Origin of the sequence: Sulfuricaulis sp. (genome assembly GCF_024653915.1) — a bacterium.
Lineage (GTDB): Bacteria > Pseudomonadota > Gammaproteobacteria > Acidiferrobacterales > Sulfurifustaceae > Sulfuricaulis.
The window spans coordinates 1-13633 of record NZ_JANLGY010000022.1; the positions used below are offsets into that span (position 1 = coordinate 1).

The window sequence follows — 13633 nt, forward strand, 5'->3', positions numbered from 1 at the left end:
CCACGGAGGCTTCGATACACTCGGCCCCGCCATCCGTGGCGGGGCGCTCGCCGGGACGAAGACACGTTAAGTGTCTTCGTCTGTTTCCGGCTCGCCCTGTTAATCCTGTCTATTACATTTTAGAAGCTTTTAGTCGCCAACTACTTTGTTCACTACTTCTTCTTGGGCGCGGCTTTTTTCTTCGTGGATTTGGCAGCGGTTTTCTTCTACGCCTTTTTCGCGCCGCCCTTGCCGGCGGCCGACCCGGCCGGCGCCTTGGCGCTGCGCACGCGCTCAATCAGTCCATGGACATACTCAATGTACTTCTGTGTATTCGCGACCGCGGTTTTGGCGGCGTCGATGCCGGATTCACCTGGCTTGAGCTGGCGGTAAGCCATCTCAATCACATCATCATCCAACACGACGAAACGTCCAGCCATCGGACCGGCCATACGACAGACTTCCTCCACACTCGTTTTCGCGCGCAGATTGATTTCATGCAGTTGTTTGGCGCGGGTCGGCCCAACCCAGCTCATGATTGTCCAGTGATCTCCCGGCGCGCCGGGCTTGTCGAGAAAATCCTGCCATACCTTAATGGCTGCCTGGCAATCCTTAATAACACTTTCAAGGCGGGTCAGCACTTCGTCACGCTGTTTTTTGCGGTCGGCTTTCCAGCGCGATACCAGATCAATCGCTCGGTCCAGGCTATCCATGGTTATCTCCGTTTTCCTTGGTCTTAAAAAAGTACACCACAGCACGCCGTGTGGTTTATTCATTTATTCTGGGACAAGGGATGAGGGCTGACAAGGTAATCACAAACAAAATAAATCGTCTTTTTTGCCGGGTTTTTTGCCTGATCCGGAAAGAAACGCCCGGCGGCGGCCGGTACCGGAGGAACGGCGGGGTTTCGGCCCGGGGCGTATGCTATTTCGCCAGCTTGGCCTCGGAAAGCACTCGCTGTCCGGCAAAACGGATGGTCAATATTCCGGCCAGGCACACCAGCGCGGTGCCACCGAAGGACAGGAGATCCGGAATTTCACTCCAGAAAACCCAGCCGATGCCGGCGGCAAATACCACGATGGAATAGGTAAACGGCCCGACCTGGGCGGCCGGCGCGTGCGCATAGGCACGCGTCAGCAATAGTTGCGCCAGACTGGCCAGCGCACCCATCCCGATCAACAACATCCAGAGACCGGGGTCGGGCGTCTGCCAGCGCCAGGCCAGCGGCACCGCGGACACCACCGTGCAGACAAGGCTGAAGTAGAAAACAATGCGCAGCGTCGGCTCTGTTTTCGAGAGGCGCCGGATGCTGACCATCGCCATTGCCCCGAACATCCCCGAGGCCAGACCGATCAGCGACACCGGCGTGAACAGGCCCAGCCCCGGCTTCAGTATCAGCACGATGCCGACAAACCCGACCCCGATAGCCGCCCACAAACGCAGGGAGACCTGTTCGCCCAGCCACAAGGCAGCGATGAACGGAATGAACAAAGGCGTCGAATAATTCAGCAACACCGCCTCGGACAGCGGCAGATGGGCAATGGCGTAGAAGTAGCAGTACATGGCCGAGACGCCGGCCAAGCCGCGTCCCAGATGGCCGCGCCACTTCGCTGTCTTCAGCTGGCCGAGCCCACGGTGCAGCACCCACGGCAGCAGCGCGAGCAGACCCATGGCACTGCGGAAAAATACCACCATTTCGTTCGGCAACTCGGTCGAAAGGTATTTCACCATTGCCCCCATGGTGGAGAACAACAGTCCCGAGGCGATCATCAGCAACGCGCCGCGGCGCAGGTCCTCCGGGTACACAGGCGTATATCTCTAGAGCCCCCCGCGCAGCATCAGCTCGCGCGGATCGAGATTCAGGTAAGTCTGGTCCGCGATATACGGGTCGGGGTGACGTCGGAAATGATGCTTGAGCAATATGAGTGGCGCGGCGAACGGCGCGGCGCCCCGACGGTAGGCATGAATCATCCCAAGCAATTCGGCTTTGTCATCGGCGTCCAGATACTTTTTCAGATAACCCATCAGATGCATCAGCACATTGGCATGGCGTGCCGGTGTTGCCAGCCGCTGGAATGCCTGCATCATTTGTAAAAGATATTCGTGCCCTGACTCTTTCAGGTTACGTCGCCCGGCCTGCGCCACCAGTCGCCCCAGCGCGCGATAGGCTTCCACGTCATGGGCCATGAGCGCCAACTTGTGGCGCGTATGAAATTCCACCAGCCGCGAAGCGGTCAATCCTTGGACGGTAAACTCCTGCCAACGGTGATAAACGAACACGCGCTCGATGAAATTCTCCCGCAGGCGCGGATCGCTGAGCCGGCCCTCTTCCTCGGCCGGCAGCCAGGGTTGGCCGGAGAGAAACGCGTCGGCATAAATTCCCCGACCCCTCTTCGCCGGCACTCCGGCATGCTGATAAACCTTGACGCGTTCCATGCCGCAACTCGGCGAGCGGCTCTTGAAAACATATCCGCTCAGGTCGGTGAGTTTGCGCGCCTGCTGCTTCCCATAGGCAGCGAGTTTGTCCGTGACATCGATCGAGGCGTCCTTCACGCCGACGGCGCGTGGTGCAGCGGTGCTGCCCACCAGCCGAATCGGCGGGCGGGGTATCCCCAGGCCAATGGCGACTTCGGGGCAGACGGGAACCCACTCAAAGTACTGCCCGAGGGTGCCGGTCAGTAAAGTATCGAGCTTGTGATTGCCATCAAAGCGCACCTTCTGTCCCAGCAGACAGCTGCTGATGCCGAGACTGATTTTTGAATCGCCTCTGTCCGGGAATTTCATGGCTGTTGCTGTCCCTGTCTGACCCATGCCGTCATTCTAAGTCAAAGTCAGGTATTGTTGAGTCGACGCAGGCACTGTGGAATTGAGCATGATTCTATGCCGCGTGCCCGTCACGGCGCCCGTGAGCCACCCACTATCAGCCCGAGTTCATGCTACATATATGTAATTGGCACAGACCTTGCCTTCACTCGCTATATATCACTCTTTTGATTGGAAAAGTTGGGATGCCCTGCAGCACGCCATCAGGTTTCACGCTGGTAGAATTGGTGATCATCATTGTGGTCCTGGGCATTATTGCGGCTGCTGGCATTCCACGATTCATCGACATCAGCAGACAAACGCTCGTGGCAAGCATCGATGCTACGGGCGCTTCCCTCCAAAACGCCGTGATCCTGATGCAGGCGAATGTTACTGCCAAAGGTACGACCCGCCCTTCGAATAACGTAGTTGGATTTGGCGACGGCACCGTGGACATTAACACCGCCGGCTTTCCCACGGATACCGCCAGCACCAATCCAGCCCTTAATGACACAATCAGCACTGCCAAATGCCAGCGCGTCTGGAATGGGATTCTGCAAAATCCCCCTACAACTACTACCAGCGGCGCTGTATACAGCTCGGCAGCTCCCCAGCTTTATCGGGTGCAAATAGCCGGCGCAGGTCCCACTTTGCTTTGTCGCTATACCTACCGGAAGGTGGCCAGCCCGGTGCGACGCTTCGATTACTACGTAAACACAGGCAGGGTTATCGTTACCAATCCCTGATCCGGCGATCCGGACAGGATCGCCTGGCTCAACCTGGCACACCACAATGTGTCAGCCACGATATAGCGTTGCCGGTGCTAAAGTTGCGCTTATGCTCATCCCGCAGCTGGTCGCACACCGGGGCTACCCCCGACATTATCCTGAAAACACCCTGATCGGACTCGAGGCCGCCATTACCACGGGCGCGCGCTTCGTCGAAGTCGATGTGCAGGTTTCGCGCGACCGCGTGCCGGTACTGTTCCATGACCGTGACATGAAACGCTTGTGCGGCGTGCACGGCAAGGTCCACGAACTGCGCTATGAGCAACTTTGGCGCCTGCGAGTGGCCGAGCGTGAACGTTTCGGTGATCGTTACAAGGATGTGCATATCACCCGCCTGGCCGAACTCGGTCACCTCCTGATGCGCCAGCCGGAGGTAACTGCCTTCGTAGAGCTCAAGCGCAGTAGCATCAAGCGCTTCGGCGTCGACACAATGCTCACGCTGGTGCGACGCTCGCTCAAACCGGTACTTGCTCAGTGTGTTCTGATCTCCTACTCGCTCGAGGCGCTGGTAGCGGCACGAAACCAGGGCTGGGCGCGGATCGGCGCCGTGATCGATCAATGGGATGAGCACAAGCAAGAACTCATCACCAAAATGTGTCCGGAGTTTATTTTCTGTGGGACAAATAGCCTGCCGCGTGAAGGCAAGCTTCAAATTGACGCTACGAAGCTTGTCGTATTTGAAGTGGCGGATTCTAATGTGGCGCTAGCACTGGCGGCGCGCGGGGTGGATTTCATCGAGACCTTCGCCGTCGGCGAAATGCTCCAGGAATTTTCCCGCCTCGCGCCTTCCTGATGACAGCGGCGACCTACGATGTTGTGGTTATCGGCGGCGGCATCCATGGCGTCGGCGTGGCCCAGGCCGCGGCGGCAGCGGGCTATTCGGTGCTGCTGCTGGAACAAAAGACGCTCGCCAGCGGAACGTCCAGCCGCTCCAGCAAGCTGATCCACGGCGGGTTGCGTTATCTTGAAGGCGCGCAGTTCGGGCTCGTGCGCGAATCGCTGCGGGAGCGCGAAATCCTCCTGCGCAACGCGCCCGAACTGGTGCGGCGCGTACCCTTCTACATTCCCGTTTATTCCTCGACCCAGCGCCCACCGTGGATGATCCGCGCGGGACTGTCCCTGTATGCCCTGTTCGGCGGGCTTTCCCGCGACACGCGTTTTGAGTCCGTACCGCGTGCACGCTGGGAAAATCTCGACGGTCTCGACACCCGTAATCTGCTGGCAGTGTATCGTTACGAGGATGCTCAGACCGACGATGCCCTGCTGACTCAGGCGGTGATGCGTTCGGCGCAGACGCTCAGTGCGGAATTGCGTTGCCCGGCCAATTTTCTTTCGGCAATACGTGACGAGACCGGTTACCGGGTGCATTATCTTGATAATAGTGGGGAACAGACCTGCCATACCGGGTCGCTGGTGAATGCTGCCGGCCCCTGGGCCAATACCGTCCTTGATCGCATCACTCCGCGTCCTCCGATACTGACGGTGGACCTCGTTCAGGGCGCGCACATTCTCGTTGAAGGCGAGACTCGTCACGGCGTTTATTACGTCGAGGCCCCGAGCGACGGCCGCGCCGTGTTTGTCATGCCGTGGAAGGGGAGCACACTTATTGGTACCACCGAAACACCCTATGACGGCAACGACCCGGGGGCGGTGCGAGCACGCCCGGAAGAAATTTCCTACTTGCATGAAACGTGGCAACACTATTTTCCAAATGCTCACGGCCGGCTGCTGGACAATTTTGCCGGACTGCGCGTGCTGCCGCAGGGATCGGGGTCGGTATTCCGTCGTTCGCGCGAAACTGTCTTGCATCCGGACAATACCTACCGCGTGCGCCTCGTTACCGTTTACGGCGGCAAGCTCACCGGCTACCGCGCGACGGCGTCCAAGGTCATGCGCCTGCTCCGGCCATCGCTCCCGTTGCACGCGGCGGTCGCGGACACAGCAAAGTTGAAGCTTTCGCTGTAACACGATGTGGCGACGGCATCACCTGAAATGAGTTTTTCCGGCTGCCAAACCGCGTTGAGAATGTCTCCAAACTCCTTGGTGTTAAAGTCCTTTTCCATAAGAGGCAAGGGGTGGCTTGCCTAGCGCGCACTTCTTCCACAGAATGCGGGAAAACCTAAGCCCAGCGGGCCATATGGAAGGGGCGTGAAATGAATATTTTCGTGGGCAATCTTTCTGCAGCGGTGACGGCGGATGACCTGCGTCTGCTGTTTTCCGGCTACGGCACTATCGTCAATACCATTATCTTGCGCGATACCGACACCGGACTGCCTCTCGGCTACGGCCACGTGTACGTGGTGCCGGAACAAGCCGCCTACGAGGCCCTCATCAACCTCGACAAGACAAGCCTGAAAGGCAGTGCCATCACGCTGCGCGAATGTGTTTATCGCGCAGGCCAGGAACGGCGTCTGCGCCGTTTTCCATGGAGAGGCAGCGAGCGGCGCGTGGCGGATTCACGCCGACATAACGGCTACGAAAAAACATCCCCGGCGTCTTCTCAGCAGCGTCTCAGCTGAGGATCCGTTCAATCGTCCAGTAAATTCCGACCGCGGCAATCAGCGCCGACAACGGCTGCACCAGGCGCGCTCGGTACCAGCTTTTGGTTTTCCACCACAGTCCGATCAGCAGAAAGGCCGAGATGATCACGGTAAGCTGGCCCAGCTCCACCCCGAGATTGAACGTCAACAGCGCCGTCAGGAATTCAGAGCGCGGCAAACCGATCTCCTGCAACACCCCGGCGAATCCCATTCCGTGCAGCAGGCCGAAACCGAAGACCACGAATGCACGCCACGGTTTCAATTCCGCCGTGATCATGTTTTCCACCGCCACGTACGCAATCGACGCCGCGATCAACGGTTCCACAATCGCGGGTGACAGCGAGACGATGCCGTAAATACTCAAACCCAGTGTAATAGTGTGCGCCACCGTGAAGGCGGTTACCTGAATCAGCAACGGCTTCCAGCGGATGCTCAACAGAAAAAGCCCGAGCACGAACAGAATATGATCAAGACCCTTGGGCAGGATATGAGTAAAGCCATGCATGGTGTATTGCGCCGCGACTTCCAGCCGCGTTTTCTGCACCAGACCGACACCCAGAATGTAGGGCTCGCTCTTGGCGCCGTCCTTGAGCCACAGCGCCACCGTTTCGCCGACGGATACGGCTGGCAGACGCACAATGGATTCGCCGAAATATGCCGCATAGGTCCAATGGAAGACACGTGCCCCCGGGGGAATGGCTCCACACAAGTGCAAACGCGTCAGCCGTGCGCGCGCCGGATCGCCAACCTCTGGAACAACGAGCGCACACAAGGCTGGCTGCATGCGTGCATCGTCAAACAAAATCGAAACACCTTCGAGGTACTGCGGCAGGAACTCGCGGATTTTCCGTTCTAGCACCGCGGACGGCAGTTCACGCAGGCGATTGTAAGTCTGTGCGTTGGGCGATTCGCTGGTGTCCTTGTGCTGCGGACTCACGCCCGCAATCACCGCCTCCATGTTGGCGCTGATTTCAATGTCGTAGTTCCCGGCGTTGAAATTCACGGTCGCAATCGCGGGACGGATTTCATGAGCACGCGCGTTGTCCATGCCCACCAGAACAAGCAAGGCAGTCAAAAGTATCGGCAGTCGAGACATGGTTACTTGTTCCAATATCCAGCGCAGCGGGTCAGGAGGCTTATGCTATGCTGCGAACCGAGATGGCTTCATGGATCTGTGTGTGACAATAAAATTCCGCGCGCAGTTTATTCGAAATTCACACCGCCTGCTTGTCGCCGCATTCCTGGCTATCGCCGTGCCGACGGAAGCCCATGACTTCTGGATCGAACCTCAAGTATTCCAGCCCAAGCCCGGAAGCGCCGTGCCCATACGCCTGCTGGTGGGTCAGGATTTCAAGGGCGATTCCGTGCCCTATTTCCCCCAGAAATTCGAACGCTACATTATCGCGGGCCCGGCCGGCACACGCCCGATCCCCGGGGTGCTGGGCGATGAACCCGCCGGCACGGTAACACCGGCCGCACCCGGGTTGTACATCATCGGATTGCACACTAAACCGGATTCGGTCAGCTTCGACACCCTCGAAGAGTTCGAGAAATATCTGCGCAAGGAAGGCCTCGAACGAAACCTGGCATTACAACAGCAGCGCCAAAAATCCGGGAAAAAAATTGAAGAGACTTATTTTCGCTGCGCCAAATCGCTTATCGCCGCGAGTACGCCGCCGGATACCGCCGCCGATCAGGTACTCGGGTTTCCTCTGGAATTCATCGCTGAAACCAACCCTTACCGGACGCCCAAACTGCGCCTGCGACTGCTATACCAGAACAAACCGCTCGAAGGGGCGCTCGTGGTTGCCTTTAATAAGGCTGAGCCTCTCGCCAAACTCAAGGGGCGCACCGACGACAACGGCCGCGTCGAGTTTATTCTGCCACGCTCCGGCGTCTGGCTTGTCACATCGGTGCACATGATCCCGGCGTCCTTCTTTTCCAGTTACGACTGGGAAAGCCTGTGGGCCTCGCTGACGTTTGAACGACCATAAGGTGCTCATCACATGAAAATTGTGAAATTTATATTTTCAACACTGGTGATCTGTGTCAGCTTTTTTCACACTGCTCTTGCCGCCGAGTGGATCGGTCCGGATGAAAAGATTTCGGGATCATACAACGCGAAACAGCTGGAACAATTGCTGGAACAAAACAAACCGACCAAAGACGAAAATATCAAGGTCGTGCCCTTGTTCCGTAATGAGCGCTCCTCAAATATTCTGGTGCAGGTGCGGGATCGTGAACCGCTACACCGACATATCGACAGTGACATCACGGTGTTCATGCTGCGCGGTGAAGGCGACATCCGCCTCGGCAAGGAGACGCGACCTGTCAAAGCCGGCGACGTCATTCACATTGAGCGCGGCGCCGTTCACGCCTACATCAACCGCGGCCCGGAACCGGCGGTGGCACTGGTCGTCTATAGCCCCGCACCCGGCCCGAGGGATCGCGTACTGGTGGAAGAAAAAACAACTAAGACACCCTAACAAAAAGAAAGAATCAGACAGGATTTACAGGATTAAAAAACATGATTAACAGGATTAATTCTTAATTTTTAAAATCCTTAATCCTGTAAATCCTGAAAAATCCTGTTAATCCTGTTTATTTCGTTATCGTTTTAAGCTCTGTGGTTTTGTGAGCGCACGATTCATTTCCACGCGCCAATCTTTATAGCGCCGCATCAGCCCCGGATTCGGTTTTGGTGCAAACGAGTCGCCCGGTTTTTCCTCCGGCCAGTTGGCCGGGAATCTCGCGAGCAGATAGGCCGTCCCGCGCACTGTGGCCTCTTGCTCCGTTGGCCGATACACCGGTAAGCCGCTTAAATCTGAAAGCCGCTGACATAAACCATCGAGCCGAGACAATCCGCCGGAAACGAGGAGGCGCCCGGGTTGCGGCGGGATTTTCCGCATGATCTCGAAATTTTCCTGCAAAAGAAAAATAATGGACTCGGCCACCGCGACAACCTTCTGCCACGGCTCACCGTCACCGATCACGTGTGAAGGAAAATCCGCCGCCCAGAACGGCGCGCCGAGGCCGGCGACGCCGTTGAGGAACAGTGGAATATCGCCGTCGTGTGCAAGCCATGCGGGCAGCTGCGCCTCGACGTCCTTCAAACCCCATTCCTGCTCCGCCCAGCGGAGTGCCGCACCGGCGCCATTCACTGTGCCTTCCAGCACGTAGAGGGTCCGGTCCGCGTCGCGATAGACCACGCTGCTTAACAAGCCGGATGTGTCAGGCAGTTGCTGAAATGCCCGCTGAATAAAGGCACCGGTCCCCATGTTGACGTAAACCGTCTCCCGTAACGGTTCCCCCAACGCATAGAGCGCTGCGGACTGATCACCAGTAGCGATGGTTAGCGGTATGCGATATTCATTCGCGCGCAGCGTGCCGAAAACATGGCGCGTGGGCACAGATCGCGGCAGCGCTTGCGCGGAAATGCCGAAAATCTCCAGCAGCCAAGGGTCCCAGTCCAGCGAGTGGAGATTCCACAGCAAGGTGCGCGCGGCATTGGCGGGATCGGCCAACAACGGTTTTTCCTCGAGCAGGCGGAATAACAGGAAGCTCGCCAGCGGACCCATCGCCAAGCGGCCAACGCGACGAGCCGTGGTCACGGCCGGCAGGTGGTCGAGGCACCATCGCATCTTGGACACGCCGTAATGCGCCGAGAGCATGAGCCCGGTGCGTTGATGAACTGCCTGGGTTTGTGAAGAGAATTGATCGAGCCATTCATGCGCGCGCCGATCCTGCCAGCTGATGACGGGCGAGAGGGCCTCACCCGTATAGCGGTCCCAGCAAACCATGCTGGAGCGTTGCGTGGCGAGGCCGGCGCTGCTGATTTGATCGGCACGAGTGCCCAGCGAGGCAACCGCTTTGGTAATGACCGCCTGAAGTGAGGCGACCAATTCCTCCGGGTCCTGCTCCACCCAGCCCGGTCGGGGCTCGCGCACATCCACTTCGCGCAGCGCGCTGACCTGCAACGCACCACGACCGTCGAACACCAGCGCGCGGCTGGCATGACCGCCCTGATCGAGACAAAGATAAAGAGGATCAGACGCGACGGGTGACAAATGAAATTATTTTAATGCGGGGAGATGGCGGTACCAATCGTAATCGCCGCAGCCACTCACCATAAACGAAGGGTTCAGCAGAGAGGACTTGTTGTAAGCCAGCGGCTGGCGGTTGAGATCGGTCACGCGCCCGCCGGCGGCCTCCACCACGCACTGCGCCGCCGCCGTGTCCCACTCCATGGTCGGACCCAGACGCGGATAGACATCGGCCGTGCCCTGAGCCACCAGACACAGCTTGATGGCGCTGCCCATGCTGACGACATCGTGTTCGCCAAGATTTTTCAGAAAGGCCTCGGTTTCCGGGCCGGCGTGGGAGCGGCTCGCCACCACAATCGGTTTCCCACTCTCAAAGCGGCGTGTGTGAATGGCCTGTATCTCGCACTCGCCCTTTTGCTTGAACGCCCCCGCGTCGGCGGAAGCAAAATAAGTGAGCCCTGTCACGGGCACATATACCACCCCCAGCACCGGCCGGTTTCCCTCGATCAGGGCGATGTTGACGGTGAATTCGCCGTTGCGGTTGATGAACTCCTTGGTTCCGTCGAGAGGGTCCACCAGCCAGAACTGTTTCCAGCCTGCACGTTTTCCGTAATTAACCTCGTCCGATTCCTCGGAGAGCACCGGCACACCAGGGGTCAGAAGCTCCAGTCTTTCGCAGATGATCTCGTGCGCAGCACGATCCGCTTTGGTCAGCGGTGAGTGGTCTTTCTTTTCCTCCACCTCGAATCCGCTTTCGTAGACATCCAGAATCCGGCGACCGGCTTCACGCGCGATGTCACAAGCAGGGTTCAGATATTTATGGTGATCGCGTGCACTCATGATTCAGCTTCTCCCGGCCAGCAGTTCACGCACCAGAAACAGCGCCGCGATCGAGCGTGCCTCGGTGCATTCGACGTGTTCAAAAAGTTCCGTAAGACGATCGAGCGACCACGGCACCACCTCGATTGCCTCGGGCTCATCACCGGGCCGGCGTTCGGGATAAAGCTCCTGCGCCAGTACCACGTGGGTGGTATGACTGAAATAGCCGGGCGCCAGCGTCACTGACTTGAGGTGGTTCAGTTTGCGCGCACCGTAACCGACTTCTTCCATGATTTCGCGGTTGGCAGCCTCAATCGGCGTTTCGCCTTCCTCGATGATGCCCTTGGGTAGCGCCAGTTCGTAACGCTCCACACCGGCGGCATATTCGCGAATCAGCAATACCGTGTTGTCGTCGAGCATCGGTACCACCAGCACGGCGCCGCGGGACGAGCCGCGCAGGCGCTCGTAGTTCACTTCGCAACCATTGGCGAAACGCAGGCCGACCTCCTCGACCCGGAACAGACGCGTGCGCGCGATGGTCTCGGTGCGGGTGATAACAGGTTTATTGCCGGGAGAAACATCGCGTGCCATAACCTGAAGGTTAATCCTTTTTGATTCAGGAACAAAATAGGGAAATTTCCTCCACCGCCGCAACAGGTATATGCTTGTGCCGATACATTTTTTCGGACACGCGGGATCAGCCCATGATCGTAATTGAAGAACAAAACGACCTGCTCAAGGCAACGGTCTATTCCGAGCTTTCGCTCGCGGATTTCCAGGAACTGGAAAGCACTGTCCAGCGTGAACTCAAACAGGCGCCGAAAATCAAACTGCTGCTCGATCTGACGAAAATGTCGGGCTACAGCGTCGACGTGGTTTGGGAGGACATCCGCTTCACCCATGCCCATGCCCACGATTTCCGTCGCATCGCCGTGGTCACGACCAGCATTTGGGCGACCTGGCTGGGCTGGCTGCCTTCCGCCTTTACCGACGCGGAGATCAAGCATTTCGAAGATGCCGCGGCGGCAGGCGCCTGGCTGCAAAGCCGCTGACTATCGGTCTCACCGACTTGACCGACTGCCCATGATCGCCTGGAACCAGCTCGATACCCTGCTGCTCGACCTCGACGGCACCCTGCTCGACCTGCATTACGACAACCATTTCTGGCTCGAACACGTTCCGCGTCGCTATGCGGAGACGCACGGCCTTGCGCCCGATGCCGCCAGGGAGGAAGTACTGGGGCGCTACAAGCGCGCCGAGGGCACGCTCAATTGGTACTGCGTGGACTACTGGAGCCGGGAACTGCGACTCGACATCCCGCAACTCAAGGAAGAGGTCAATCACCTGATTGCGGTGCACCCGCATGTACTCGATTTCCTCGAGGCAGTGAAGGCCATGAAAAAACGCGTGGTGCTGGTTACCAATGCCCACGGCAAGACGCTGACCATCAAGTTCCAGCGCACCGCCTTGCACGGCCATTTCGACGCCGTGGTCTGTTCGCACGATCTCGGGCTACCGAAGGAACACACGGGTTTCTGGGACAAGATGCAGCAGGTACAGCCGTTCGAGAAGCGTACCGCGCTGCTCATCGACGACAGCCTGCCGGTGCTGCGTTCGGTGAGCCAATACGGCATCGGTCAGCTGCTCGCGGTGTACAAACCGGATTCGAAACAGCCGGAAAAAGACGTCGGAGAATTCCGCGCCATCCGCAGCTTCCGGGAGATCATGCCCGTCCCCTGATGCGCGCGTTTTTCCTCAAGGGTATATTTCAGCTATTCGCCATGACGCCGCTGCCGCTGGCGCACGCGTTGGGCACCATGCTCGGATGGTTTTTTCTGATCATCCCGAATAAGCGCCGACGAACCGCTAAGATCAATCTTGATCTGTGTTTTCCCGAGATGCAACGTGGAACGCGGCGCCGGCTGCTGCAGCGGAACATGATCGAGCTTGGCAAGTCCGTCACCGAAATTGGGGCGCTCTGGACGCGCAGCAATAAAAACATGCGCCGGCTGGTGCGACATATCAGCGGAGAAGACAAACTGAAAAAAGCGCTCCTTCGCGGAAAAGGGGTGATCCTGGGGATGCCGCACCTGGGCGCGTGGGAGATGGTGAACCTGTACTGCTCAATGCACTATCCCCTCACCACGCTCTATCGCGCGCCGCCGATGTCGCAGATGGGAATATTGATGCGCAAGGCGCGCGAGCGGTTCAGCGCGCGTCTCGTCTCGGCAGACAACACCGGAATTCGTGCACTGTACAAGGCGCTGGAGCGTGGCGAGATGGTCGCGATCCTGCCGGACCAGGTTCCATCCTCGCGCAGCGGGAGCGTGTTCGCGCCTTTCTTCGGCATCCCCGCCAGCACCATGGTGCTACTGTCTCGCTTGGCCCTCAAAACCGGCGCGCCCGTCGTGTTCGGCTGCGCCGAGCGCTTGCCGAACGGAAGGGGATATCATCTTCATTTTCTCCCGGCGCCGTCAGCGATCGGTCGGGGCAGCATCGAATCCTCTGCATCCGAGGTCAATTCCATGGTGGAACAGTGTGCGCGGGCCATCCCGGAGCAGTATCAATGGATTTACAAACGCTTTCGCGTGCGGCCGACCGGTGAGCAGGCTTTTTACTGAGGGCGGTGCCCGGCTGTCGAGGGGACAGAAACTACGCCCGG

General features: G+C 58.4%; 16 protein-coding genes. 9 read left to right on the forward strand and 7 right to left on the reverse strand.

The genetic code is table 11. From position 1 onward, the window contains the following. Positions 1-206: 206 nt before the first annotated feature. The 3 genes from NUV55_RS10725 to NUV55_RS10735 form a co-directional block, all read right to left on the reverse strand. Positions 207-692, reverse strand: a complete 486-nt coding sequence (locus NUV55_RS10725; protein ID WP_296672833.1) for a hypothetical protein — start codon at positions 690-692, stop codon at positions 207-209. A 211-nt stretch (positions 693-903) separates the two neighbouring features. Then, positions 904-1785, reverse strand: coding sequence for a DMT family transporter (locus NUV55_RS10730; protein ID WP_296672835.1), 882 nt, complete (start codon positions 1783-1785; stop codon positions 904-906). A gap of 12 nt (positions 1786-1797) precedes the next feature. After that, positions 1798-2763, reverse strand: coding sequence for a DUF523 and DUF1722 domain-containing protein (locus NUV55_RS10735; protein ID WP_296672836.1), 966 nt, complete (start codon positions 2761-2763; stop codon positions 1798-1800). A gap of 224 nt (positions 2764-2987) precedes the next feature. Between NUV55_RS10735 and NUV55_RS10740 the strand changes: the two genes are divergently transcribed. From NUV55_RS10740 to NUV55_RS10755, 4 genes are all read left to right on the forward strand, one after another. Next, on the forward strand, positions 2988-3527 hold the full coding sequence (locus NUV55_RS10740) for a prepilin-type N-terminal cleavage/methylation domain-containing protein (protein ID WP_296672838.1): 540 nt from the start codon (positions 2988-2990) through the stop codon (positions 3525-3527). Between the two features lie 91 nt (positions 3528-3618). Then, a complete protein-coding gene (locus NUV55_RS10745; RefSeq protein ID WP_296672840.1) occupies positions 3619-4362 on the forward strand; it encodes a glycerophosphodiester phosphodiesterase family protein in 744 nt (247 codons plus the stop codon). Continuing rightward, the gene (locus NUV55_RS10750) at positions 4362-5534 is read left to right on the forward strand and encodes a glycerol-3-phosphate dehydrogenase/oxidase (protein ID WP_296672842.1); all 1173 of its coding nucleotides are present in this window, start codon (positions 4362-4364) and stop codon (positions 5532-5534) included. Before NUV55_RS10745 ends, NUV55_RS10750 begins: the two co-directional genes overlap by 1 nt. Positions 5535-5722: 188 nt before the next feature. Further along, the gene (locus NUV55_RS10755) at positions 5723-6088 is read left to right on the forward strand and encodes a hypothetical protein (protein WP_296672844.1); all 366 of its coding nucleotides are present in this window, start codon (positions 5723-5725) and stop codon (positions 6086-6088) included. Here the strand turns inward: NUV55_RS10755 and NUV55_RS10760 are convergent. After that, positions 6081-7205, reverse strand: a complete 1125-nt coding sequence (locus NUV55_RS10760; RefSeq protein WP_296672845.1) for a HupE/UreJ family protein — start codon at positions 7203-7205, stop codon at positions 6081-6083. The genes NUV55_RS10755 and NUV55_RS10760 overlap by 8 nt on opposite strands. Positions 7206-7287: 82 nt before the next feature. Between NUV55_RS10760 and NUV55_RS10765 the strand changes: the two genes are divergently transcribed. Together NUV55_RS10765 and NUV55_RS10770 are read left to right on the forward strand one after the other, a co-directional pair. Further along, entirely contained in the window at positions 7288-8103 is an 816-nt protein-coding gene (locus tag NUV55_RS10765) for a DUF4198 domain-containing protein (protein ID WP_296672847.1), read from the forward strand. Between the two features lie 12 nt (positions 8104-8115). Beyond that, complete coding sequence (locus NUV55_RS10770; RefSeq protein WP_296672849.1) at positions 8116-8595, forward strand: cupin domain-containing protein; 480 nt, start codon at positions 8116-8118, stop codon at positions 8593-8595. A gap of 123 nt (positions 8596-8718) precedes the next feature. On the opposite strand, the gene NUV55_RS10775 is transcribed toward NUV55_RS10770, so the two are convergent. The 3 genes from NUV55_RS10775 to nudE are packed head-to-tail and all read right to left on the reverse strand — an operon-like array spanning position 8719 to position 11562. Further along, positions 8719-10176, reverse strand: a complete 1458-nt coding sequence (locus NUV55_RS10775) for an FGGY family carbohydrate kinase (protein ID WP_296672850.1) — start codon at positions 10174-10176, stop codon at positions 8719-8721. A gap of 6 nt (positions 10177-10182) precedes the next feature. After that, on the reverse strand, positions 10183-10992 hold the full coding sequence (gene cysQ / locus NUV55_RS10780) for a 3'(2'),5'-bisphosphate nucleotidase CysQ (protein ID WP_296672852.1): 810 nt from the start codon (positions 10990-10992) through the stop codon (positions 10183-10185). Positions 10993-10995: 3 nt separating this feature from the next. Then, the gene (gene nudE / locus NUV55_RS10785; RefSeq protein WP_296672853.1) at positions 10996-11562 is read right to left on the reverse strand and encodes an ADP compounds hydrolase NudE; all 567 of its coding nucleotides are present in this window, start codon (positions 11560-11562) and stop codon (positions 10996-10998) included. Positions 11563-11675: 113 nt separating this feature from the next. Here nudE and NUV55_RS10790 point away from each other — a divergent pair, with 113 nt between their 5' ends. The 3 genes from NUV55_RS10790 to NUV55_RS10800 are packed head-to-tail and all read left to right on the forward strand — an operon-like array spanning position 11676 to position 13592. Next, positions 11676-12023, forward strand: coding sequence for an STAS/SEC14 domain-containing protein (locus NUV55_RS10790; protein ID WP_296672855.1), 348 nt, complete (start codon positions 11676-11678; stop codon positions 12021-12023). A gap of 31 nt (positions 12024-12054) precedes the next feature. Further along, positions 12055-12711 carry a GMP/IMP nucleotidase gene (gene yrfG / locus NUV55_RS10795; RefSeq protein WP_296672856.1) on the forward strand — a complete coding sequence of 219 codons (657 nt, stop codon included), beginning with the start codon at positions 12055-12057 and terminating at the stop codon, positions 12709-12711. Next, positions 12711-13592 carry a lysophospholipid acyltransferase family protein gene (locus NUV55_RS10800; RefSeq protein ID WP_296672858.1) on the forward strand — a complete coding sequence of 294 codons (882 nt, stop codon included), beginning with the start codon at positions 12711-12713 and terminating at the stop codon, positions 13590-13592. The genes yrfG and NUV55_RS10800 overlap by 1 nt, the downstream gene beginning before the upstream one ends. Positions 13593-13633 lie beyond the last annotated feature (41 nt).